Origin of the sequence: Polaribacter sp. BAL334, from assembly GCF_015767435.1 — a bacterium.
GTDB lineage: Bacteria > Bacteroidota > Bacteroidia > Flavobacteriales > Flavobacteriaceae > Polaribacter.
This window is the reverse complement of sequence record NZ_JADWOV010000255.1, coordinates 163,041-186,482: the sequence shown is the minus strand read 5'-3', so window position 1 is coordinate 186,482 and position 23,442 is coordinate 163,041. Positions and strand designations below refer to the sequence as shown.

At 32.7% G+C, this 23,442-nt stretch carries 21 protein-coding genes, 1 tRNA gene and 1 pseudogene; 6 read left to right on the top strand and 17 right to left on the bottom strand.

Going from position 1 to position 23,442, the window contains the following annotated elements:
* Positions 1-123 precede the first annotated feature (123 nt).
* Positions 124-2,217: a polysaccharide lyase family 8 super-sandwich domain-containing protein gene (locus IU405_RS05095; RefSeq protein ID WP_197437526.1), complete on the top strand. Its 2,094-nt coding sequence runs from the start codon at positions 124-126 to the stop codon at positions 2,215-2,217.
* A 109-nt stretch (positions 2,218-2,326) separates the two neighbouring features.
* On the opposite strand, the gene IU405_RS05090 is transcribed toward IU405_RS05095, so the two are convergent.
* The 12 genes and pseudogenes from IU405_RS05090 to kduI form a co-directional block, all read right to left on the bottom strand.
* Positions 2,327-3,940, bottom strand: a complete 1,614-nt coding sequence (locus IU405_RS05090) for a UxaA family hydrolase (protein WP_197437525.1) — start codon at positions 3,938-3,940, stop codon at positions 2,327-2,329.
* A 27-nt stretch (positions 3,941-3,967) separates the two neighbouring features.
* Positions 3,968-5,410 carry a tagaturonate reductase gene (locus IU405_RS05085; RefSeq protein ID WP_197437538.1) on the bottom strand — a complete coding sequence of 481 codons (1,443 nt, stop codon included), beginning with the start codon at positions 5,408-5,410 and terminating at the stop codon, positions 3,968-3,970.
* A gap of 52 nt (positions 5,411-5,462) precedes the next feature.
* Positions 5,463-6,767 (bottom strand): MFS transporter, encoded by a 1,305-nt coding sequence (locus IU405_RS05080; RefSeq protein ID WP_197437524.1) that lies wholly within the window; start codon positions 6,765-6,767, stop codon positions 5,463-5,465.
* 74 nt (positions 6,768-6,841) lie between these two features.
* The gene (locus IU405_RS05075) at positions 6,842-7,510 is read right to left on the bottom strand and encodes a bifunctional 4-hydroxy-2-oxoglutarate aldolase/2-dehydro-3-deoxy-phosphogluconate aldolase (protein WP_197437523.1); all 669 of its coding nucleotides are present in this window, start codon (positions 7,508-7,510) and stop codon (positions 6,842-6,844) included.
* Between the two features lie 100 nt (positions 7,511-7,610).
* Complete coding sequence (locus IU405_RS05070; RefSeq protein WP_197437522.1) at positions 7,611-8,828, bottom strand: 6-phosphofructokinase; 1,218 nt, start codon at positions 8,826-8,828, stop codon at positions 7,611-7,613.
* Positions 8,829-9,066: 238 nt separating this feature from the next.
* A complete protein-coding gene (locus tag IU405_RS05065) occupies positions 9,067-10,107 on the bottom strand; it encodes a sugar kinase (protein WP_197437521.1) in 1,041 nt (346 codons plus the stop codon).
* Between the two features lie 20 nt (positions 10,108-10,127).
* Positions 10,128-11,546: a glucuronate isomerase gene (gene uxaC / locus IU405_RS05060; protein ID WP_231749553.1), complete on the bottom strand. Its 1,419-nt coding sequence runs from the start codon at positions 11,544-11,546 to the stop codon at positions 10,128-10,130.
* Positions 11,543-12,709 (bottom strand): mannonate dehydratase, encoded by a 1,167-nt coding sequence (gene uxuA / locus IU405_RS05055; protein WP_197437520.1) that lies wholly within the window; start codon positions 12,707-12,709, stop codon positions 11,543-11,545. Before uxuA ends, uxaC begins: the two co-directional genes overlap by 4 nt.
* Positions 12,710-12,719: 10 nt before the next feature.
* On the bottom strand, positions 12,720-13,541 hold the full coding sequence (locus IU405_RS05050; protein WP_197437519.1) for an SDR family oxidoreductase: 822 nt from the start codon (positions 13,539-13,541) through the stop codon (positions 12,720-12,722).
* A gap of 3 nt (positions 13,542-13,544) precedes the next feature.
* Positions 13,545-14,729, bottom strand: coding sequence for a DUF4861 family protein (locus IU405_RS05045; protein WP_197437518.1), 1,185 nt, complete (start codon positions 14,727-14,729; stop codon positions 13,545-13,547).
* Position 14,730: 1 nt separating this feature from the next.
* Positions 14,731-15,519, bottom strand: a complete 789-nt coding sequence (locus tag IU405_RS05040) for a gluconate 5-dehydrogenase (RefSeq protein ID WP_197437517.1) — start codon at positions 15,517-15,519, stop codon at positions 14,731-14,733.
* A gap of 10 nt (positions 15,520-15,529) precedes the next feature.
* Positions 15,530-16,345: pseudogene (kduI, locus tag IU405_RS05035) on the bottom strand (5-dehydro-4-deoxy-D-glucuronate isomerase).
* 411 nt (positions 16,346-16,756) lie between these two features.
* Between kduI and IU405_RS05030 the strand changes: the two are divergent.
* Positions 16,757-17,419 carry an IS6 family transposase gene (locus tag IU405_RS05030; RefSeq protein WP_197437516.1) on the top strand — a complete coding sequence of 221 codons (663 nt, stop codon included), beginning with the start codon at positions 16,757-16,759 and terminating at the stop codon, positions 17,417-17,419.
* Positions 17,420-17,939: 520 nt separating this feature from the next.
* On the opposite strand, the gene IU405_RS05025 is transcribed toward IU405_RS05030, so the two are convergent.
* From IU405_RS05025 to IU405_RS05010, 4 genes are all read right to left on the bottom strand, one after another.
* The gene (locus tag IU405_RS05025; RefSeq protein ID WP_197437515.1) at positions 17,940-18,689 is read right to left on the bottom strand and encodes a hypothetical protein; all 750 of its coding nucleotides are present in this window, start codon (positions 18,687-18,689) and stop codon (positions 17,940-17,942) included.
* Positions 18,690-19,053: 364 nt separating this feature from the next.
* Positions 19,054-19,127: transfer RNA gene (locus tag IU405_RS05020), tRNA-Arg, on the bottom strand.
* A gap of 51 nt (positions 19,128-19,178) precedes the next feature.
* On the bottom strand, positions 19,179-19,415 hold the full coding sequence (locus IU405_RS05015; protein WP_197437514.1) for a putative signal transducing protein: 237 nt from the start codon (positions 19,413-19,415) through the stop codon (positions 19,179-19,181).
* Positions 19,416-19,426: 11 nt separating this feature from the next.
* Complete coding sequence (locus tag IU405_RS05010) at positions 19,427-19,579, bottom strand: SsrA-binding protein (protein ID WP_197437513.1); 153 nt, start codon at positions 19,577-19,579, stop codon at positions 19,427-19,429.
* A gap of 172 nt (positions 19,580-19,751) precedes the next feature.
* Here IU405_RS05010 and IU405_RS05005 point away from each other — a divergent pair, with 172 nt between their 5' ends.
* From IU405_RS05005 to IU405_RS04990, 4 genes are all read left to right on the top strand, one after another.
* The gene (locus IU405_RS05005; protein WP_197437512.1) at positions 19,752-20,684 is read left to right on the top strand and encodes a calcium/sodium antiporter; all 933 of its coding nucleotides are present in this window, start codon (positions 19,752-19,754) and stop codon (positions 20,682-20,684) included.
* 167 nt (positions 20,685-20,851) lie between these two features.
* On the top strand, positions 20,852-21,319 hold the full coding sequence (locus IU405_RS05000) for a DUF4375 domain-containing protein (RefSeq protein ID WP_197437511.1): 468 nt from the start codon (positions 20,852-20,854) through the stop codon (positions 21,317-21,319).
* A 38-nt stretch (positions 21,320-21,357) separates the two neighbouring features.
* Positions 21,358-22,119: a CDP-alcohol phosphatidyltransferase family protein gene (locus tag IU405_RS04995; protein WP_197437510.1), complete on the top strand. Its 762-nt coding sequence runs from the start codon at positions 21,358-21,360 to the stop codon at positions 22,117-22,119.
* 1 nt (position 22,120) lies between these two features.
* Positions 22,121-22,741: a DUF1684 domain-containing protein gene (locus IU405_RS04990; RefSeq protein ID WP_197437509.1), complete on the top strand. Its 621-nt coding sequence runs from the start codon at positions 22,121-22,123 to the stop codon at positions 22,739-22,741.
* Here the strand turns inward: IU405_RS04990 and IU405_RS04985 are convergent.
* Positions 22,738-23,439: a crotonase/enoyl-CoA hydratase family protein gene (locus IU405_RS04985; RefSeq protein WP_197437508.1), complete on the bottom strand. Its 702-nt coding sequence runs from the start codon at positions 23,437-23,439 to the stop codon at positions 22,738-22,740. The two genes, IU405_RS04990 and IU405_RS04985, sit on opposite strands and share 4 nt — an antisense overlap.
* Between the last annotated feature and the right edge of the window lie 3 nt (positions 23,440-23,442).

Below are 23,442 nucleotides of genomic sequence, written 5' to 3'. Positions count from 1 at the left end.
CCAACACAATTACTACTAATCAAGAAATTATATTTTATGAAGTTTCATTTTTTCTTATATTTATTATTTAGCATTCAATTTGGATACTCACAAACAGCGGTTATAGAGGAGCGGCTATACGATATGGCTTTAAACGGTAACATACCCGCAAAAGTTACGGTAAAACCAGACGATGTAAAAGCAGATCACTATTTATCTACCTTAACTAAAAATGGAAGTTGGGATGATATCAATTATGAAATTATTGGCATACCCTATCCAGCTTTAAAACACGTAGAACGATTCTACCAAATAGCCATTGCTTACCAACAAAATCATAGTAAGTTTTATCATCTTAAAGAGGTAAAAAACAAATTATTACTTATTGCAAATTATTTCTATGATCACTATAAGCCCTCTAGCCATTGGCATACCGAGCTTGTTACTGTTCCTTCAAATTGGTTTCCAGGACTGTTGCTTATGAAAACTGATGATGAATTTGGTTTCTCAAAATCTGACTTACAAAAGTTCTCTAGTTTATTATCGTATTGTGAACGAGAAGTAAACGGCGTAAATATTATATATGTAAATCAGCCTAGTCTTTTTAAGGCTGCCATAGAAGAAGATTCAGCTCAAATGCAAAAAGCCTTTAAGGCTATTTCTGGGGTCATAAAAGTTACTTCCGGAAAAGAAGAAGGTTTAAAAGTAGATTATAGCTGGCAACAACACAGAGAATTGATCTATTTTCAGGGTTATGGTTCTAAGTTTGTGAATATGAGTGTAGATTATTATGCACTAGCTTCTGGAACAGCATTTGAATTTGATGCAAACGCTACTAAGATTTTAACGGATTATCTCTTAAAAGGGCAACAATGGGTTATTCATTATAATGCTTATGATTATGGGGTTTCTGGCAGGCAATTAACACAATACCCTTTTGATGCAGATGGATTGCTAAGCCCCATAAACAAACTTATTGCGGCTGATGTTGAACAAAAAGCTGAATTGCTTACTTTTAAAGATCACATCAAGGGCAATGCATTTACCTTGCCAGGAAATCAGCATTTCTGGAAAAGTGATATGATGATTCAAAGAGGTAGTGATTGGTATATCTCCATTCGAAATACTTCTTCTCGCTCAGTTTCTACAGAAACTATAAATGGTGAAAACGCAAAAAACGCTTATATGGGGCTTGGAAATAAGTGTATTATGTTGGATGGTAATGAATACAAAGGGATGCCCATTGTTTGGGATTGGTCGCGATTACCTGGTACCACATTTGAATCTGAAAAAGAATTTACAATTCGAAAATGGATCATGTATCCTCCTTTTGATTTTGCTGGGGGTGTCTCTAATGGAAGATATGGACTTTCCGTTTACAAACAACTATTAAACTCAGAAAACAAACTTGACATAAAACCTGCAAAGGGAAGTAATGGCAATCCTGATTTTAAACCTGTTTCTGCTTATAAACTCGATTTAATGACAGATGAAGGTGTGTATAGTATTGGAGGTGGTATTACGGGCAATGCCGATTATCCTGTTCTAACCAATATTAATCAATGTAATTCATCTGATGTTGTTACCATTTCCACAGAAAAAGCTGAAATTAAACTAAAAGACCCAATATTTACGGCGAAAGATATACAATGGGTACATCATCAGGGTATTGGTTACTTTTTTCCTGCTAGCCAGAACGTGAATGTCTTTAATAGAATACAAACAGGAAGCAGAAGTGATGTTAATTTAAACAGTAAGGATAGCACTTTGGTGAGTCGTAAAGTATTTAGTCTGTTTCTAGACCATGGAAAGCAACCCATAGGAGATCAATATGAATACATTACACTTCCTTCAAAAACCACAAAGCAGCTAAAAAATTGGAAAAACACCTATACAACCCTTGTAAATAATGATAAAGTACAAGCAGTAACTTATCAAAAAAAAGGCGTTTATGGGGCTAGTTTTTATGTGGAGAATGAAAGTGTGCAATTTAATAAAAATCTAACCGTATCTGTAAACAAACCGTGTTTATTATTAATTGAAACCCTTACAACAGGATATTCTATTTCTGTGGCAGACCCTACTGCACAACTCAATGGTTTTATTGAAGTTTCAATCTCAAAGACTCAAAAACAAAGCGATAAATCAACTATGGAAAATGTAAATGCTACACTTTTATTTGAGTTACCAGAAGGTGATTTTTCTGGATCAAGTGTAACAAAAGAGGTTCTATTTTAATCTGTTCAAACAAGAAACGAAACTAAGAAAAAAAATATCGAGGGTTGCTACAACCTTCGATATTTTATACTTTACTTACTTTAAGAAAAACGACTCCCCAAGTATTTCATTATAGTGATACTCCTCTTCTCCAAGGAATAAAATCGTTTTGATTTAATAATTTAGCTTTCGTTTGAATTTCGCCACTAGCTACTTTAATAATAAACGCTAGCATTTCTTCTGCCATTTCATCAATGGTTTTTTCACCGCGAATTACTGCGCCAGTTTCTATATCGATAATATCAGGCATTTTTTCTTTCAATTCGGTATTGGAAGACACCTTAATTACTGGAGCAATAGGATTTCCTGTTGGTGTACCTAAACCTGTTGTAAACAACACTATATTAGCTCCAGAACCAACCATAGCTGTAGTACTTTCCACATCATTACCTGGTGTACATAATAAATTAAGACCGGGTTTATGTATGTATTCTCCATAATCTAAAACTGCCTGAACTGGTGATGTACCACCTTTTTTAGCAGCTCCTGCCGATTTCATAGCATCTGTAATAAGTCCGTCTTTTATATTTCCTGGTGATGGATTCATATCAAAACCAGAACCTGCATCAACAACAGACTTTTCGTAAGCTTTCATCAGCTCTAAAAATTTCTCGCCATCTTCATCATTTACGCATCTATTTACAACTTCTTGCTCAACACCACATAATTCTGGAAATTCCGCTAAAATAGCTGTACCGTTTAAAGCTGCTAAAATATCGGATACTGCTCCTAAAGTTGGGTTGGCTGAGATACCAGAAAAACCATCAGAACCCCCACACTCTAAACCTATTTTTAGTTTAGACAAAGGTGCTGGTTTACGTGTTATATTATTGGCTTTTTTAATGGCTTCAAAAGATTCTTTTATAATGGTAGACAACATTTCATCTACAGTTCCCATTTGTTGCTGTTCGTAGATTAAAACCGGCTTTTTTAAGTTTGGATTAATTGTTTTTAAGGCCTTTTCAAAAATATTAATTTGTAAATTTTGGCATCCTAAACTAAGTACTGTAGCACCAGCCACATTAGGATTATTTACATAACCTGCCAATAATTTCGCTAAACTTTCTGAATCCTGTCGTATGCCTCCACAACCCCCTGGATGCGTGATAAACTTCACATCAATATTATCAAAAACATCCACCGATTTTTCATCAACTTGGGTTGCTTCACCTCCATTTACTAAAGATCGGAGTAACATTTGATGAGGGTTTTCTTTTTTCTTTAAAAGCTCTTTTTCAAAAATTTCCTTTAAGGCTTCTACGTTTCTGTTTTCACAAAACACTAAGGGAAAAAACAACCAAACGTTTTCTGTACCCACCTGTCCATCTTCTCTATGATATCCCATAAAGGTACTGTCTTTCCATTTTTCTATGTTGGGCGCTTGCCACTGGAAAGTATCGGTTCGTCCGATTACTTTTTGACTTTGATGCTTTACATTTTCTGTCGTTAAAACAGCTCCTTTTTCAATAATAGCACTTGCTTTACCCACCAAAACGCCATACATAATAATGTGATCTCCATTTTTAAATGTTTCTAAAGCAATTTTATGTTTTGCTTTTACATTGAAAAGGACTTTGATCTCTTGGTTTTCGAAATTAATTACCTGACCCGCTTTTAGATTGATTAAAGCAACTGAAACATTATCTGACGGATGTACTTTTATGATTTCTTTTTGAATACTCATAATAAATTAGTTTAAAAAATAGCTTTATTACTTTTTACTAAAGTTTTTAAAACCAAGTTCAATGCCATTTGAGTCTATTTCCGCTAAAGCAAACGCTAGTGCTGAAGATAAATTTTTGATTTGCGTTAAATCTTCGCCCCAATACTCTTGATGAGACAAAACACTATTCGCTATCACGTTGTAATCCTTATTTTTCCAAATATCCTTAAAATGATCCATTATGTTTTTACTATCGTTTATTGGCAAAGTTTCACCTTTCCAAGTACCTTTATAAAAACGAATTAAACAGGCAAATGCAAAGGTTAAATGCGTTGGTAATTTACCATTTTTTGTTTCGTATTCTAATAAACTTGGCAACACACGTACTTTAAATTTTGAAATTGAATTTAAAGCAATGTCTGCTAATTTATGTTTGATAAACGGATTTCTAAAACGATCTAAAATATCTTCAGCAAAGCTATCTAACTCGCTTTTTGGCATTGGAAGCACGTCATTAATTTCATCAAAAATTGCTTTGTTAACAAACGCCCCTGTAAATGAATTATCTACGGTTTCTTTTACGGTTTCATTGCCATATAACAAAGAAAAAGGAACCATAGAGGTGTGCGCACCATTTAAAATACGTACTTTTCTTGTACGATAGGGTTGCATATCATCTACAATTTTTACATCTAAATCGGTTTTATGAAAAGGTAATTTTTTCTTTAAATCTTCACCACCTTCTATCACCCAAAGTAAAAACACTTCTGCAGCTACAATCAAATTGTCTTTATACGCTAATTTTGAATTGTAGTCGTCAATTTCGTCTTTTGGATAACCAGGTACAATTCTATCGACTAATGTGCTATGAAAAGCACACGCATTATGTATCCAATTGATAAATTCGTTTCCTAAATTCCAATCATTTGCATATTTTAAGATAATTTCTTTTAATTGCTCTGAATTATGATTGATGAGTTCACAAGGGATAACAGTTACCCCTTTATCTAAACTCCCATTAAAATGGATGAATCTTTCGTGTAGTAATACTGTTAATTTTGCAGGAAATGAACTTGGTGGTTGCATTTCTAAAGTATCACTATCTACATATGCAATACCAGCTTCTGTAGTATTTGAAATGATAAACTCTAAGTGTTCTTCTTTAGCTAAACTCAAATAATCATTAAAATCTGCATACGGATTTACTCCTTTTACAATATTTGTAATTAATTCTTTGTGCTGAATTTCTTCACCTTTTTGAACGCCTTTTAAAAACAAGGTATACAATCCATCTTGATCGTTTAGCATTTTTACCATACCCCTATCTATGGGTTGCACAACTGCAATACCAGCATTAAAATCTGCTTCTTGATTTAATTTTTGAAAAGCATCTCCTATGAAAGCTCTTAAAAAATTACCTTCTCCAAATTGTACGATTTTTATTGGAAATTTGCTTTCTAGGCCTAAGTTACCTCTGTTTAACTTCATTATATTATATTGTTTTCTTTTGGAAGAACTTACGCTTAAGTTCTTATTTCTCTTTTTATTTCTCTTCAATTAATTGGAGATTTTCATCCAATGGAGTCATTTTAGGCATGATTAAATGCACCAACCCAAGAATAACTAGGTAGCATGACCCTGCTATTAAAAATGCCCAAAAATAACCTGTATTTCCAGCTTGATCTAATACAGAACCCAAGGCAAAATCGGCTACAATACCAGCAACGGCTCCAATCATTCCACCAATACCTACAACCGAAGCTGTGGCTTTTTTAGGGAATACATCTGATGCCAATGTAAAAATGTTTGCAGACCAAGCTTGATGACCAGCAGCTCCTAATCCTATTAAGAAGATAGCTACCCATTTATTGTCTGTTATGGCTACAAATGCCACTGGTAATATAATTAAAGCACATATTAAAAGTGTAACTTTTCTAGCTTTATTGATAGACCATCCTTTTCTTATAAATACTCCAGAAAGATACCCTCCTAAAATACTTCCACCATCTGCCAAGATATAGATAACAAAGAAAGGTAAGGCTATATTTTTAATATTTACATCAAAAGTTTCTGCTAAGAATTTTGCTCCCCAGAATAAATAAAACCACCATACTGCGTCTGTTACTTTTGCCAATGCAAACGCCCAAGTTTGACGTTTCCCTGCTACACTTTTCCAAGGTAGTTTTTCTTCATTTTCAGCAGTAGAATCACTTTGAATATACGCCAATTCTTCTTTTGATACTTTAGGATGAACTTCTGGTTTTTTGTACATATTAAACCATAAAAACACCCAAGTTGAACTTAAAACCCCTGTAATTAAAAAAGGTATTTGCCAGTTTTTACCATCTTCGTGAACGATCCAACCAACAACAAATGGTGCTGCTATGGCTCCAATACTGGTTGCTGCATTAAATAATCCTGTTGCAAATGCTCTGTCTTTTTTTGGAAACCATTCTGCTGTAGTTTTAATGGCTGCAGGAAAATTTCCTGCCTCTCCAAAACCCAATCCAAAACGTGCTGCTGCAAATCCTATTACACTAAATCCTGGACGAACTAATGCATGAAGCATCCCAAAAACACTCCAAATTGCAATAGATAAAGTATACCCTTTTTTAGTACCTAAACGGTCAATTAAACCTCCCATATAAAGTAAACCTAAGGCATAGGCAATTTTAAAGGAAATCATAATGTTTGCATAATCACTATTGGTCCATCCAAACATTTTTTCAAGGGTTGGTGCCATTACACCAATAATACTTCTATCAAAATAGTTGATGGTAGTAGCGAACATCAGAAGCCCCAAAATTCGGTACCGATAATTTCCTATTTTTTTATTCGATTCACTCATAATTTTTTAGTTTAATTATTTTACTATTTATTGTCTACCCAAATATTCAATTTTAAATAGATTATTAACGAGTATTACTTTCTGATTTCTTTAATTAAAGCCATTGCGTTTTTAACATCTTGCTCTAATTTTGCGTAATCTTTATTTTTGATGATTTCTCCTGAAATTAATTGAGAACCCATACCTACACAAGTTACACCTGCAGCAAACCAAGCTGATAAATTTTCTTTAGTTGGTGAAACACCTCCTGTTGGCATAATGCTTGTCCAAGGTTGAGGGCCTTTAATGCCTTTTACAAACTGAGGTCCGTAAATATCTCCAGGGAATAATTTTACAACTTCACAGCCTAATTCTTCAGCTCTTGTTATTTCAGTTAATGTTCCACAACCTGGTGACCATAGTACTTTACGACGGTTACATGCAATGGCAATGTCTTCTCTTAAAACGGGTGTTACTATAAAATTGGCCCCCAATGCCATATACAATGAAGCGGCTGCTGCATCTGTAACAGAGCCAACTCCCATAATCATTCCTGGTAATTCTTTAATCGCATATTTGGTTAATTCACCAAAAACTTCGTGAGCAAAATCACCTCGAGCCGTAAATTCCATCAATCGTGCACCTCCATCGTAACACGCTTTTAGTACTTTTTTACTTAATTCTATATCACTGTTAAAAAACAAAGGAATCATCCCTGTTTCTTTCATTGCCGTAGCAACTTCTATTCTTGTAAATTGTGCCATTTTATTTGTTTTTTTTATTTATTTTGTGGTTGTTGGGCTTCTACTAAACTCAACCACCAATAACTTTCAGACTTTAGAATTTAAAATTCCCTACGCAATTTTACTCCCAATTCAATATTTTTTTAAAATCGTAATCTGTAGGATTATCGACATATTGTTTTGCTGATTCGTAATCTTTTTCTCTGATATAAATTAAATTATTGATAAAAAGTTGTGCCATATCCGACTCAATATCTACCAATCTAGGCTGTACTTTTCCGTTTTCGTCTTCAAAATCTTTTAAATACAAAGGCGTAATATCTCCTCTAGAATTTGCACTTACAATACAACTAGTTACACCATTGTCATATAATTTTTTAACACCAATACCTAACAAAGTACAAAGTGTTAAATCAAATGCAATTGGTTTACAGCATCGCAATTCGTAGCCTATTTCAACAGGTCTGGTTTTAATATCTAAACCCAATTCTTTTAGCTTTAATTGCAATAAATAATTGAATATATGAGATTTACTTACATTTCCTAATTCCGGATGCCCGTGATCATCGTACGTGAAATTTATACCCGAATTGATAATTTCATCTTCTCCCATAAAATGAAAAACACCTTCACTTACCAAAGCTACACCATACTCTATACCTCTAATTTTACTTTTTATGATTGATGAAATAATCATATTTGTCAATTTTTCAAAAGTAATTTTGGTCTTGTTAAACATTTCTGGAATGATCATCATTGGAAAATGACAGGCTGAAGCAATGCCAAATGCCAAATGACCTGCTGAACGTCCCATAGCTGAAACTACAAACCAGTTTTCGCTTGTTCTGGCATCTTCATACACGGTATTTCCAATTCTTACACCTTCATCTTTTGCTGTGTGAAATCCAAATGTTGGATTGCGATCTGGTAATGGTAAATCGTTGTCTATGGTTTTAGGCACGTGAATGTGTGCCACAGCTAAATTTTGACTTGAAAGGTATTTTGTAAGTCGACCTGCTGTTGATGCAGTATCATCACCTCCAATAGTAATCAGTAATTTTACATTGTTTTTTACAAAAAAATCAGCTTTAAAATCGCTGTCTTTTGGTTTAAATCTGCTCATTGTTAAAACAGAACCTCCTAAACTAAAAATTCTGTCTGCACTTTGATAATCAAAAATCCTTATTGATGGATTGTCAGATAATATGCCTTTATAACCATGATGAACGCCTAAAACTTTATAATCATCTTTTATAAATGTTTTAGCCAAAGTGCTAATTACTGTATTGATTCCAGGTGCTGGTCCACCTCCGCATAGTATAGCTATTGATTTATTCATTTTTATTGTGATAGCTTTATGGCTGATACAACATCTATTCTTATAAATTGTGCCATTTTCTTTGTTTTATTGGAATTAATCGAACTTTTCTATAAGGACTGTTGAGTTGCGCATCAAGCAACCCAACATCCTTAAAACCAAAAATTAATTAACAATTTATTTAATCATTATTATGACTTTACAAAATCTCAATTGACTTTGATTTTAATAAAGATAATAGCCAATAAATATTTTTTAATTAACGAGCAACTCTACCAGAGGCATCACCACCCATTAACTTATTTACTTCCTCTACAGTTACCAAGTTTGCATCACCTTTAATTGTGTGTTTTAAACAAGAAGCTGCTACTGCAAAATCCAATGCGTTTTGATCATCTCCTGGGTAAGTTAACAATCCGTAAATTAAACCTCCCATAAAACTATCTCCTCCACCAACACGGTCTACAATATCTGTAATTTGATACTGACGTGTTTGTAACATTTGTTTTCCATCATATAAAACACCAGCCCACGTATTGTGTGATGCTGAAATTGAACCACGTAATGTTGTAATTACTTTTTTAGCTCTTGGAAATTTCTCCATCATTTGCTGACAAACAGATAAAAATGCTTCTGCTTTTACATCGTGCCCGTGTGTTTGAACTGCAGCTCCTTCAGGCTTAATTCCAAAGTGCATTTCTGCATCTTCTTCATTTCCTAAAATAACATCACAGTACGATGTTAATTCTGTCATAATTGCTTCACGATTGCCTCCGTATTTCCACAATTTAGCGCGGTAATTTAAATCGGTTGAAATGGTTAAACCTAACCTACTTGCAGCTTTTACGGCTTCTAAACAAGCATCTGCTGAACTTTGTGAGATTGCTGGTGTAATACCTGTCCAATGAAACCATTCTACTCCTGCAAATACTTCGTCCCAATTCACCATACCTGGTTGAATGTCTGACATTGATGAGTGTGCACGGTCATAAACTACTTTTGACCCTCTGCTTACTGCTCCAGTTTCTAAAAAGTAAATTCCTAAACGATCTCCTCCCCAAACAATTTTATCAACACCAACACCTCTCTTGCGCATTTCCATCATGGCACATTCGCCAATGTCATTTTTTGGTAAGCGTGTTACAAAATCTACAGATACTCCATAGTTTGCTAATGAAACTGCTACGTTAGATTCTCCACCACCATAAACAACATCAAAATTATCTGCTTGTGAAAATCTTAAAAATCCTTGTGGTGCTAAACGTAACATGATCTCTCCAAAGGTTACTACTCTACTCATACTATATTTTGTTTTTTAGTTTAAAATTTGAAATATTCTTTTGCGTTTAAATAACTAATATCAGATACTATTTTTCCAATCCACTCCATATCATTCGGTAATTCTCCTTTTTTTATTTCATCACCTAAGAGATTACATAGAATACGTCTAAAATATTCATGACGTGGAAACGACAAGAAACTTCTAGAATCGGTTAACATCCCAACAAAGCAACTAATTAAACCCATGTTAGATAATGCGTTTAATTGCTTTATCATGCCGTCTTTTTGGTCTAAAAACCACCATCCAGAGCCCCATTGTACTTTTCCTTTTACACTACCATCATTAAAGTTACCAATCATAGTGGCCATCACTTCATTATCGGCAGGATTTAAGTTGTATATAATGGTTTTAGTTAGTTTATCCTTACTATCCAATGCATTTAAAAACGCAGATAGTTTTTGAGCTTGTGGATAATCTCCAATAGAATCCCAACCTGTGTCTGGTCCTAAAATTCTGTGCATACGTGCATTGTTATTTCTTAAAGCACCTAAATGGAATTGTTGTACCCAACCAAACTCGTGATACGTTTCGCACAAGTAAACCAATACAGCACTTTGAAATTTTAAAGCTTCCTCGTTTGAAATTTCCTTTCCTGAAATCTTTTTTTGAAGGATTGTGTTGACCTCATTTTCGGTATAGTTTTCAAAATAAATTTGATCTAACCCATGATCGCACAATCTGCAGCCATTATCGTGAAAAAATTGAATTCTATTTCTTAAAGCATGACATAAACTTGAAAAAGAATTGATTTCAAACGCTACCTTTTCTCCTAGCTCATTAAGGTATGTAGTATAACCAACTGCTGAAATTAAAATAGCCTTATCTGGTCTAAAAGCAGTACTTACTTTAAAACCTAAATCTTCAGATGCCATTTCTTTATGGTAGTGTAAATTATCTAAAGGATCTTCTGTAGTACAAACTAATTCTGCATTCACCTTTTTTAGCAAACCTCTACAAGTGTAGCCTTCTGTATTCAGTTTTATTTGCGTTTCTTCCCAGATTTTTTCTGCCGATTTTCCGTTTAGCAAATCTGAAATTCCAAAATAACGAGATAATTCTAAATGCGTCCAATGATATAATGGGTTACGCATGGTATAAGGCACGGTTTTTGCCCATTGCATAAACTTATCTTTATCGGAAGCGTCACCAGTAATAAACTTTTCGTTTACACCTAATGTACGCATTGCTCGCCATTTATAATGGTCGCCATTAATCCAAACCTCTGTTATATTTTTAAAGGTTTTATCCTCAGCAATTTGTTGAGGAGGCAGATGATTATGATAATCTATAATAGGCTGATTTTTAGAGTAATTATGATATAATTCTTCAGCATATTTATTTTCTAATAAAAAATTATCGTGTATAAAACTTTTTGGTGTATTAATTAATGTTTTCAAAATATATTACTTTTTAATATTCCTAGCTCTAATCCTCTTAATTCAGCTAAACCCTTCAATCTGCCAATAGCTGTATAACCTGCATAAGCATTGTTATTTTTTAAATCGTCTAACATTTGATGTCCGTGGTCTGGTCTCATTGGAATTGATATTCCTTTTTCTTTTTCAATTTTTAAAACCGCTTTTACAATCTCAAACATGTTAGATGAACCTTCTAAATGGTGATCTTCATAAAAACTGCCATCCGCTTCTCTTTTTACATTTCTTAAATGCAGAAAATGAATTTTATCTTTAAACTTTTCTATCATTTTTGGTAAATCATTCTTTGGATTTGCCCCTAATGAACCTGTACAAAAAGTAATACCATTTGAAGGGCTATCGATAAAATTTACCAAATCCTCTAGATCATTTTCAGATTTTATAATACGAGGTAAACCCATAATATCAAAGGGAGGGTCATCTGGGTGAATCGCCATTTTAATGCCGTTTTCTTCACAAACTGGAATCACTTCATTTAAAAAGAGACTGAGGTTATTTTTTAAGTCTTGATGCGAAATATCTTTATACTGAGCAATCATTTCTTTAAACTGAGAAATGGTAAGGTCGTCTACAGTTCCTGGTAATCCTTTTAAAATACCATCTTGTAAGCGCTGTTTTTCGGCAGCTGTCATTTCATTAAAGCGTTTTTCAGCTTTTTCTAAAATAGCGTTATCATAGTCTTTTTCTACATCTTTACGCTGCATTATAAAAGCCTCGAAAGCGGCCATTTCAACTTTATCGAATCGTAAGGCTGTACTACCATCATCTAACTTCCAAAATAAATGGGTACGAGTCCAGTCTAAAACTGGCATAAAATTGTAACACACATTTTTAATGCCACAATGTGCAATATTCTTTAAACTCTGCTTATAGTTTTCAATACGTTGTAAGTAATCTCCTTGTCTTAATTTGATATTTTCGTGGATGGGAATACTCTCAATAAATGACCATTTTAAACCTGCATTTTCAATTGTATTTTTTACCTTTTGAATTTCTTGAATTTCCCAAATTTCACCATTAGAGATATGGTGTAAAGCAGTTACAACCCCTTTGGCACCTGTTTGTTTTATATCTGCTAATGTTACGGAATCTGAGCTTCCAAACCATCTAAATGTTTCTTTCATTTTTTATCTTTTAAACTCCGCTAAAGGCGCTAAAACCGCCATCAATTGGCGTAATTGTTCCTGTTACAAAAGATGCTGCATCACTAATTAACCAGTGGATGGTTCCATTTAATTCGTCTGCATTACCAAAGCGTTTCATAGGTGTTTTTTGAATAATTAGATGCCCTCTATCAGTATAGCTTCCATCGTCATTGGTTAATAAAGCTCGATTTTGATTTCCAATAAAAAACCCAGGAGCTATCGCGTTTACACGAATCTTATCATTAAACTTTAAAGCCATTTCTGTTGCCATCCACTTTGTAAAAATATCAATAGCTGCTTTGGATGCTGAATAACCTACAACTCTAGTTATAGCTCTACTTGCGGTCATTGAAGAAATATTAATAATACTTCCAGAACCTTGATTGGCAATTTCTTTCCCGAACACTAATGAAGGAAGGACTGAGCCATCTAAATTTAATTCAGACACTTTTCTAAAATCTTCCATTTTAAGATCAAAAATAGTCTGATCAACACCAATTGTTGCTCCAGGCATATTCCCCCCAGCTGCATTAATAAGTACATCTATTTTACCAAATTTTTCAAGCGTTATAGATTTCGCCTTTTTAAGATCGCTTTCATCTAAAACACTTCCAGAAAGCCCTATTACTTCTCCACCTACCTTTTTTAATTCTAAAACTTTATCTTCAACACTTTCTTTATACAAGTCTAGAATAGCTATTTTTGCTCCTTTACTGAGTAAATAAGAAGCTATGCTGCTCCCTAATGCTCCTGCACCACCCGTAATTACAATGACTTTCTCTTTGATATCAAATAAATCGTTATTGCTCATTATTTATGATTTTAATAATTGAACTTGTAATGGGTGCTCTATTTTTTTTGCAAATGCTCTTAAATATTCTTGCCATTCGTTTTGGTTTTTAAATTGACCACTTTTTTGCCAAGTAAAACCAGCATAGTAGCTTGTTTTTCCATTAATGACTTTAAGATGTGAAAATGCATGACTTAAATCTTTAGCTTGAGTTTCATACTTTTCAGATTCTATAAAGTAAACTGGGGAAGCTACAATTGCAGTACCAAGTTCTGAATCTGCATGGGGTTGCCAATAATTTAACCAAGTTTCACCTTCGCGGTATGAAACCACACCATCTTTTTCGTGTAAAGTTAGACCCGCCGAAATAGTATCAACACCTTCTAAAGCAATCTCAAATTTTGAAAGGTTGTTTCCATAATCTAAACTTATTTTTTTAGATTCTTTTATTTTAGTTCCATTGGCATTCCATACCTCATAATTAAGAATAAAACTGGTTCTTAAAGGCCCATTGGTTAATGTTTTATAACTAATGAAATTTTTAGAAGTGTAAAATGTGCTATCCTTTTTATAGGCTACACCACCAACACCTCTGCTTCTACCAACATGAAAATTATCCAATCCTTCTCCAGTATCTTTATGATAAGCATTGCTGTCTTTAAGGTATTTTTTATACCACTTGTTGATAATTGGGTAATCTACACGTTTTAACCACGCATCAATTCCGCTTGATAGCGTACCTCCTTTTACATCGTTTTCTACCATTTTTTGAGCTGTGGGACCATAAGTTCGGAATGCTACCTTGTTATTTTCCCAAGCGTAATCATCGGTTCTTTCTGGCACAAATCTAGAATAACAATAGTCGATAGTTTTTGTGCGTTTACCTGAATCTATTTGTATTAGCTTATATTTTTTTTCTGTATTTGCTTCAATTTCTGGTTGAAATAATAAAAGATCTGAAATACCATCTTGATTTGTATCTACTAATTGAGATACTAACTCTTTGTTGGTTTGAATATCTACAACACCAATATTTTCAACACTTTCATCTTTTGATAAAATGATATCAGACACACCAATTTCAACAGTTTCGAAACTTCTAGGTATGTCTAACGTATTTTTGATAGTAACAACCTGCTCAGATTTTGTTTTACAATTAAAAAATAAAACACAAAGAAAAAGTAAAGAAATTTTTGATGCTAATTTCATACTAATCTTCGTTTGCTGGTTTACCAATAGTAGCTAGTATTCCACCATCTACGTATATAATTTGACCATTTACAAAATCACTTGCTTTAGAGGCTAAAAAAACTGTTGCTCCCACTAAATCTTCTGGATTTCCCCAACGTGCAGCTGGTGTTCTACTGATTATAAATTCGTTAAATGGATGTCCGCCAACACGAATAGGTGCCGTTTGTGAAGTTGCAAAATATCCAGGACCAATACCATTTGTTTGAATATTGTATTTGGCCCATTCTGTAGCCATATTTTTAGTTAACATTTTTAAACCTCCTTTCGATGCTGCATAAGCAGAAACTGTATTTCTACCTAACTCGCTCATCATAGAGTTGATATTAATTATTTTTCCAGCACGTCTTTCTATCATTTTTTTCCCCACATATTTAGATACAATAAATGGCCCTACTAAATTTACATCGATAACTGCTCTATAATCTGCAACCTCCATATCCTCCATAGGCGTTCTTTTTATAATACCTGCATTATTAATTAAGATATCAATTGGACCAACTTCTTTCTCAATTAAATCGATATGTTTTTTAACAGCTTCGTCATCTGTAACATCGAAAACATAAGTATGTACTTTAAGACCTTCGCTTTCATATTCGCTTTTTGCAGTATCAAGCATATCTTGTGTATGGTTGTTTACAATCAATTCTGCTCCTGCGTGTCCTAATCCTTTTGCCATTGCCATTCCTAAACCATGAACAGCACCAGTAACTAAGGCTCTTTTACCTGTTAAATCAAATAAATTTTTCATCCTTTTAATTTTATCTTAGTTCATTAATTTTACAAACATCCATATCTCCATAATCTAAATTTTCACCTGCCATACCCCAAATAAATGTATAATTTGAAGTTCCAGAACCACTATGTATAGACCATGGTGGAGAAATTACTGCTTGGTGATTTTGCATCCATATATGACGCGTTTCTTGTGGTTGCCCCATAAAATGGCAAACTGCTTGATCTTGAGGAATATCTAAATAATAATAAATTTCCATTCTACGATCATGAACGTGGGCAGGCATAGTATTCCAAACACTACCTATTTTAAGTTCAGTTATACCCATTTGAAGTTGACATGTTTCTACTATATATCCAATAATTTGTTGGTTTACTTTGCGATGGTTTTCAGTTTCTAAAGAACCTAACTCAATTTTATTTGCATCAGCTTTACTAACTTTTTTAGTTGGAAACGCTTTATGAGCGGGTGCAGAATTTATATAAAATTTTCCTGGGTTGTTTTCATCATTACTTTTAAATACAACTTCTTTTACCCCTCTCCCTATGTAGAGTACATCCTTTAAAGTAAGTTCGTACACTTCTCCATCAACCTAAAAAATGCCATCTCCTCCAACATTTATAATACCCATTTCTCTTCTTTCTAAAAAATAAGAAGATTTTAATGGGTCTATTGTTTCTAATTTTATTGGTTTTTTTACGGGTACTGCAGAACCTGCAATATAACTATCATAATGTGTATACACCATATCCAACTCATCTTCTGACATCAGGTTATCTATTAAAAATTCTTCTCTCAATTATTGAGTATCATACTTTTTACGGCCTGAGGAAGGGGACATGTCTTACACTGTAATTATCCATATACTTAATGTTATTTTAAACATCAAATTTAGATTCAAAAAAAAAATACGTATTGTAAATCAATACATATTTTTTACAAATTCGTCCTCCTGCATCAACTATGAAGCATACATATACCTATATACTTTTTTTGTAATTTGATAATTTAACATTGAGCTAAACCCTAGTATTAATAGTTATCAAAACTAACGAGCACTTAAAAAAAACAATAACCAACTAGCACATTTTTTTTAAAAAAAAATGAAATCATAGTACTAATAATAAAATTCTCACTTCTACCTAAAATAAATTAACACCACTTTAGAGAGTAAGAACTATTGTTTAAAATTTAGGTTCTGTCGCATCTAATATAAGGAAAAATCAAATTTTTTATATTTACAACAAAAAAGATGTTCAAAGGTCACTGTTTTCCTAAAGCAATCATATTACAAGCTGTTTACTTCAAATTAAGGTTTAGTCTTAGCTATAGAGATGTAGAAGAACTTTTATCTATCAGAGGAGTCAAAGTGGATAATGCTACTATTCAACGCTGGGTATTCAAATTCACACCCCTTGTAGAACAACAATTCAGAAAGAGAAAAAAATTAGTTGGAAAAAGGTGGAGACTAGATGAAACCTATATTAAGGTAAAGGGTGAGTGGAGATATTTATACAGAGCAGTTGATAAAGAAGGAAATACTATAGACTTTTTGTTAACTAAAAGAAGACAACGTATATCTGCACAGAAATTTTTAATCAAAGCCATAGAGAATACTGTGAATCCAGAACTTATAAACATCGATAAGAGTGGGGCGAATAAAGCTGCGATAAAACTATACAATCGAAGAAACTATTCAAACATAAAAATAAGGCAATGCAAATACCTCAATAATATTGTAGAACAAGACCATCGAATGATAAAGTGGCGTATTATGCTAGGTCTAGGTTTTAAAGAATTTGAATCAGCAAAGAGAACCATATCAGGAATAGAAGTAGCTAGAGTGATAAAGAAAAATCAACTGGTGAACCCTGAAAGTTCAACCTACAAATCATTTATATCATTAGCTTCTTAAAAAATTAAATTAGTTTAAAACTTGATGCTTAATTTTAGCAGATGCGACAGAACCTTTCTTTTTCAATACTTTCAATAATCTAAAATTCAAATATAATTTTTCTTTTCGTACTTGTTCGCTTTTAAGAATTATTTTTTTTCTAATCCATAAAAATCATTTTGCGATAAAAAAGTATTTATTTGACCCTATTGAATTAAAAATTTCCACTTTGTGTCTTTTGTGTCTTCTTTGTGTAACTTAGTGCCATAGCTATTGCACAAAATTCTCAAAGAAAACACAAAGTTTCTTAAAGCTCTGAAATTTTGGGACTATAAAATTAATTATCAGCAAATTACAACAAAATTAAAATCGAACTCACGTTAATTAAGTACTTCTTTCAACAATGTTGAATCTTTCTCTAAGTTGCACAAATTCAAAATCAGCTATTGTATATTTCCAAATAGGTTGACCTGTATGAAAATCAAATTTGCAATAGTTTAAGATTTTGTAAAATTCACTTTAATACCAATTAAAAAGCTCCTTATACGACTCCCAAAATCCGCAAACCAATACTTTCCCTAGCGTTCAGCAAATACAAAGTATCTTCTTGTTGTTGATAATAACGCACTCCCAATATACAAATATGATGAGGCAAAACAGAAGGCAGGATTTCAGGCACCAAATCAAAATGTGTTTCATCTGTTGTCAAAGGCAATACCAAAGGAGTTGCTTGGTACAACTGGGTTTCAAAACGATCAAAATCAATTGCCAGCACTCCATACTGCAACGAAATATGCGTTGCACCTTTGGGAGCTTTCATGGAATGGAATGGCAAAAATTGCAATTCCAAACGGTAAGTTTCAGCCTCAATAGTGGCATCAAAAGGCAACATTTTGGTAAAAGTACAATCGGGTGTATAACCAAATTGGCAAAACATTTTTTTGCCCTCAGCAGTTGCAAAACCTTGACTCACTTTTCGCGCTCCACGAACACTTGTGGTATCCAATTTTTGTAAATTGGTAAATAAAGGCATCAAATATCGATGAAAATTGGGAAAGGGTGTTCCAAAAGTAAGCGAAAGAATGGCATTTCGAAACACACGATTAACACGAGAGCTATGTCCAAATTCACTGCCATTCTCTCGAACGCGTTGCATATTTGGGCTCGTTTTAATCGCATTTCCGTTAAAACCACCACCTGCTTTGCGCACCACAGTTTTACCATTGTAGGAGTAAAAATTCATCCCATCCAAAGTACCCTGCAACTTTATAATACCTTCTAGCTTTGCCATAGTTTGTAAACAATTTAAAGCAAGTTACAATAAATTAAGTAAAAAGTTATAAAAGCCAAGTCAAAAAGGTACTTAATAGAATGCAAAGTATAGGATCATACTATGCTATAACATAGGTATAGCGTATGTATGACGTAATATATTTAGGGGTATAGCGTACGATACTCAATAAAAACAAAGCCATTCCATGGTAAACAAAACTCAAAACCTTGTATTTCCTTCCAGAATAGGTTACAACAAGCAAAATGATACAGTTCAAACCAATAAAGTCAATGCTTTATTATCTGCAATTCCGCTACTATCAAAAGAAATTGAAAAACAAAAAAAGGAGAACCGATTAATATTAATCAATTCTCCGAAAGAGTGACCTCGACTGGATTCAAACCAGTAACCTTCTGAGCCGTAATCAGATGCGCTATTCAGTTGCGCCACGAGGCCTTAAAGCGGGTGCAAATATAACCTCATTTTTTGAATCTAGAAAATCTATTTTTAAATTTCTGAGTTTATTGTCAACTTATACTTTTCAAGAATCTCTTGGGCAATTTCCAATTGTGAAGATTGTACGTGAATTTCAGCAGCATTCATAAATTCTCCAAAACCCGACAAACGCGCAGATTCAAATCGATCTTTTATAATATACTTGATATCACTCTCTTCTAAAAGAATTGTAAGTCCTTTTATAATAATCATTGAGTTGGTAAATAATTTTTGGTATTCATCATTCATAATTAGAGTTTTTAGTCCAAAGAATTCATTGTTACAAAAGCTTTCCATCCAATAATCATCAATTGAAATTTACTTGCTTTAGAAATATCTAATCCGTTTTTAGTAAAAGAAGGCAAAATCATTTTATTTATTTTCGCCATTACTTTAAAACATTTTTTCTTCATTATAATTGAATGTTTCTCAAATTTACTAAAAATTAAGAAATTAAAATACTAATTTCATTGATCATTTTAAATTATGAAGAATTTATCATAAAAAAAATCTAAAAAACAGCAATTACCGTTTTTGAACTTCTTTTAAAATTCTTTCTGATGTATCTTCGCACAAAATAAAAAAATGGATTTTTTACTAATTCTTGGAGGATTAATTTTATTGATTTTAGGCGGAAATTGGTTGTTAAAATCTGCTGTAGCACTTTCTTTAAAGCTCGAGATTCCTAAAATTGTGATTGGAATGACAGTGGTTTCATTTGCAACCTCTGCTCCTGAATTGATTGTAAGTATTAGGGCTGCTTTGAGTGGAGCTTCGGATTTGGCTTTGGGAAATGTTGTAGGATCTAACATCGCAAATATTTCTTTAGTTTTGGGAATCACCTTACTTTTCGGAACTATGGAAGTTCAAAAAAGTTTTTACAAAACGGATTGGCCTGTGATGATCTTATCATCTTTCATCCTTTTTTACTTTTTAAAGGACGATCAAATTATCTTGCAATATGAGGGGATTATTTTATTGTCGTTATTGGTGGTATTTTTAATTTTCCTTTTACGTTTTCAAAAAACTGCTGTAATTGACGAACTTCCAGAAGATGATAAGCCTTTACCTCTTCATCAAATTGTGTTTTTTATTAGTATTGGGGGTGTTGGACTTTGGGGTGGCTCAGAATTATTAATTAAAGGAGCTATTTCTTTAGCAGAAGATTTTGAGGTAAGTGAACGAATTATCGGAGTTACAGTAGTTTCAGTTGGAACTAGTATTCCTGAATTAGCGGCTTCTATTATCGCAATTATTAAGAAAGAAAAAGCCATTTCTTTAGGAAATTTAGTAGGCTCAAATATTTTTAACATCCTTGCTGTTATTGGAATTACTGCAATAATTACCCCAATTGAAGTTGTTGATCAAAAGTTTTTATCCAATGATATTTATTGGATGTTAGGTACTGCTTTACTCATTTTGCCTTTGGTCTTTTTCCCAAAAGGATTGCGATTAAATTGGATTGACGGAGTTGTTTTACTTTTAGTTTATTCGGGATTTATTTATTGGACTTTATAAATAAATTCAATTACAAACTTTTTTAGTACTTGAAAATTCCATTTAAATTTAAAAAATTCGCTTTTCAAGATTATTAATTGAGGATAGTTATAAGTATTGTTTATAAAGAACCAAAAACTATCCTATTTATTAATCGTACATTTGCACACCAAAAAATTTGATACTTAATGACCGAAATTGATTTTGCTTTGCAGCAAAAAAAAGATACCGAAATTATTGAATTTGTTGGAACTGTCATTTGGAATAAATTAAATGAGAATAAAGTTTTTGAGAATTTATCATTCCCAGAACGAAATTTTATTTACATAGATATTTTTGAAAGTGAAATAAACCATGATGGTTTTTATGGCTTTTTTTACAATACTTCAGGTGAATTTTCTCATGAAGTTTTAGAAGCTTTCAGCACCATTAATGCCATTGAAAATGCCACTATTTTTTACAAAGCTATCCGTATTTTTCCTGAAATACCTGTACCTAAAGATATTATTTTAAGAAGGCAAATCATGGGAAAATTAAAAGATTCAGATTTAGAAAAATGGTCTGACTTAGAACTAGATTTACTAAATACAGGTGAAGATATTTTGGGTTTGATGATAGATTACATAAAAGAAAATAAAACTTCATTTGAATATTAAGGTATAATCCTACAAAAATTTTTGAATTCACATTTTAAATGTCAAAATTACCAGCGTCACATAAATTTATTGATCTTTCAGACTATGGAAGACCAATAGCAAAAGTCATTTCACTATCATTAAAAGAAAGTATTTTCACCCCAATACATGTAACTATTGGATTTATAATTGCGGGTTTACTTGCAGTTCTATTTATAATCAATGATTTTTATTGGCTTGCAGCCATCTTTCTTGTAATCAAATCAATACTTGATGCTGCAGATGGTGAATTGGCTCGTATTCGAAAAACACCTTCTTACACAGGTCGTTATTTAGATTCAGTTGCAGATATTTTATTAAATGCGATCATTTTTATTTCATTATGGTTCATAACAAATGCTAGTATTATGAATACAATTATTGCCTTTCTAGGAATTCAGTTGCAAGGAACCCTTTACAATTATTATTATGTAATATTAAGAAATCATTTTAATGGCGATAGTACCAGTCGTGTTTTTGAATACTCTACCCCAATTGCAATGAAAGGAGAAAAGCAAAAAAATGTGAATGTATTGTTTGGACTCTATAAAATTTTTTATGGAGGATTTGATAAAATTATTTACAATCTAGACAAACATGCTTCACATGAAAAAGTTCCACCAAAATGGTTAATGACAGCAATATCTACCTTTGGATTAGGTTTTCAATTGCTTATAATTGCATTCATGTTAATTACTGGTTTAAAAGAATATATTATTCCATTTTTTATAGGATACTCATTATTAATATTTATTTTTATAGCAATTAGAAAATTACTTTAAAATGAATCGATTCAGACTAATCATAGCCATTGTTTTTGGAACCTTATTTGCTTGTAATTCTCAAGGAAAAAGAGCATTAATTGGCGAAACTCCGTATCAACAAAAATTAAATGCTAGTTACAAGGATGCCTCAACTTCCCCTTTAAAATCAAAAGATTTGAAAAATTTCAAAGGACTAGATTTTTTTCCTGTGGATTCTTCGTTTATTGTTCAAGCAACATTTATAAAAACAGAAAATGCTCCTACTTTTGAAATGGCAACAACTACCAATAGAAAACCATTATATAAAGAATATGGAGTTTTACAATTTACCTTAAAAGGAGTTGATTGTCAGCTAACTATCTATCAAAGTCAGGATGATTTGAGAGATGAAAAGTACAAAAACTACTTATTTTTACCTTTTACAGATGACACTTCTGGAAACGAATCTTATGGTGGAGGGCGTTATATGGATGTAATGACGACCGATATTACCAAAAAAAATACAGTGATTTTAAATTTTAATAACACGTATAACCCTTACTGTGCCTACAATGAGAAGTATTCTTGTCCATTAACACCAAGAAAAAATCACTTAAATGTTGAAATCAAAGCAGGTATCAAAAATTTTAAAAAGTATTAAGGATTGATTGAAATTGTTTCCATTAAATCCAGTTTGATTGCTTTTTCTATATTTTCCAAATGCGCTTTTCGAACTTTTAATTTGGTTGCAGCATGCGCTTTAAAATTGATTTTTGATATTTGTAACGCAACAGAAATCGCAACAGAAATAAGCTCACTTTCAGGAACAATTGCATCTAAAAAACCTGCGTTTACAGCTTCTTTTGGAGTATAAATTTCGGAGTTATTGATACTTCTATTCAAATAAACTTCTGATAAACGTGCTTTTGCAATGGCAATTCCTGCATGATGCATGGTCATTCCAATCATGACTTCATTTAGTCCGATTTTAAAATCACCTTCTACCCCAATTCTGTAATCAGCTGAAAGCAATAAAAACGCACCTTTTGCAATGGCATGTCCATTACAAGCAATAATTATTGGAGTGGGAAAAGACAACATTCTCAATGATAATTCCGAGCCTTTCGTGACTAATTCTTTGGCAGATTCAGGAGATTTCATCATCACTTTTAAATCAAAACCTGCTGAAAAAATTCCAGAACTTCCTGTTAAAATAACTACTTTCTGATGTTTTTCTGCTTCATCCAAACAAGCATGAATTCCCTCAATTACTTCGTGTGAAATCGCATTTGCTTTTCCATTTTGAATGGTAATTATAGCGTAATTTTCTTCTGATTGATAGATTACAAATTCATTCATTTT

Coding starts and splice junctions, on each gene's coding strand:
- IU405_RS05095 (WP_197437526.1), top strand. CDS start 124: ATGGCTTTAAACGGTAACATACCCGCAAAAGTTACGGTAAAACCAGAC.
- IU405_RS05090 (WP_197437525.1), bottom strand. CDS start 3,940: ATGAGTATTCAAAAAGAAATCATAAAAGTACATCCGTCAGATAATGTT.
- IU405_RS05080 (WP_197437524.1), bottom strand. CDS start 6,767: ATGAGTGAATCGAATAAAAAAATAGGAAATTATCGGTACCGAATTTTG.
- IU405_RS05075 (WP_197437523.1), bottom strand. CDS start 7,510: ATGGCACAATTTACAAGAATAGAAGTTGCTACGGCAATGAAAGAAACA.
- IU405_RS05070 (WP_197437522.1), bottom strand. CDS start 8,828: ATGAATAAATCAATAGCTATACTATGCGGAGGTGGACCAGCACCTGGA.
- IU405_RS05065 (WP_197437521.1), bottom strand. CDS start 10,107: ATGAGTAGAGTAGTAACCTTTGGAGAGATCATGTTACGTTTAGCACCA.
- uxuA (WP_197437520.1), bottom strand. CDS start 12,709: ATGAAAGAAACATTTAGATGGTTTGGAAGCTCAGATTCCGTAACATTA.
- IU405_RS05050 (WP_197437519.1), bottom strand. CDS start 13,541: ATGAGCAATAACGATTTATTTGATATCAAAGAGAAAGTCATTGTAATT.
- IU405_RS05045 (WP_197437518.1), bottom strand. CDS start 14,729: ATGAAATTAGCATCAAAAATTTCTTTACTTTTTCTTTGTGTTTTATTT.
- IU405_RS05040 (WP_197437517.1), bottom strand. CDS start 15,519: ATGAAAAATTTATTTGATTTAACAGGTAAAAGAGCCTTAGTTACTGGT.
- IU405_RS05030 (WP_197437516.1), top strand. CDS start 16,757: ATGTTCAAAGGTCACTGTTTTCCTAAAGCAATCATATTACAAGCTGTT.
- IU405_RS05025 (WP_197437515.1), bottom strand. CDS start 18,689: ATGGCAAAGCTAGAAGGTATTATAAAGTTGCAGGGTACTTTGGATGGG.
- IU405_RS05015 (WP_197437514.1), bottom strand. CDS start 19,415: ATGAATGATGAATACCAAAAATTATTTACCAACTCAATGATTATTATA.
- IU405_RS05010 (WP_197437513.1), bottom strand. CDS start 19,579: ATGAAGAAAAAATGTTTTAAAGTAATGGCGAAAATAAATAAAATGATT.
- IU405_RS05005 (WP_197437512.1), top strand. CDS start 19,752: ATGGATTTTTTACTAATTCTTGGAGGATTAATTTTATTGATTTTAGGC.
- IU405_RS05000 (WP_197437511.1), top strand. CDS start 20,852: ATGACCGAAATTGATTTTGCTTTGCAGCAAAAAAAAGATACCGAAATT.
- IU405_RS04995 (WP_197437510.1), top strand. CDS start 21,358: ATGTCAAAATTACCAGCGTCACATAAATTTATTGATCTTTCAGACTAT.
- IU405_RS04990 (WP_197437509.1), top strand. CDS start 22,121: ATGAATCGATTCAGACTAATCATAGCCATTGTTTTTGGAACCTTATTT.
- IU405_RS04985 (WP_197437508.1), bottom strand. CDS start 23,439: ATGAATGAATTTGTAATCTATCAATCAGAAGAAAATTACGCTATAATT.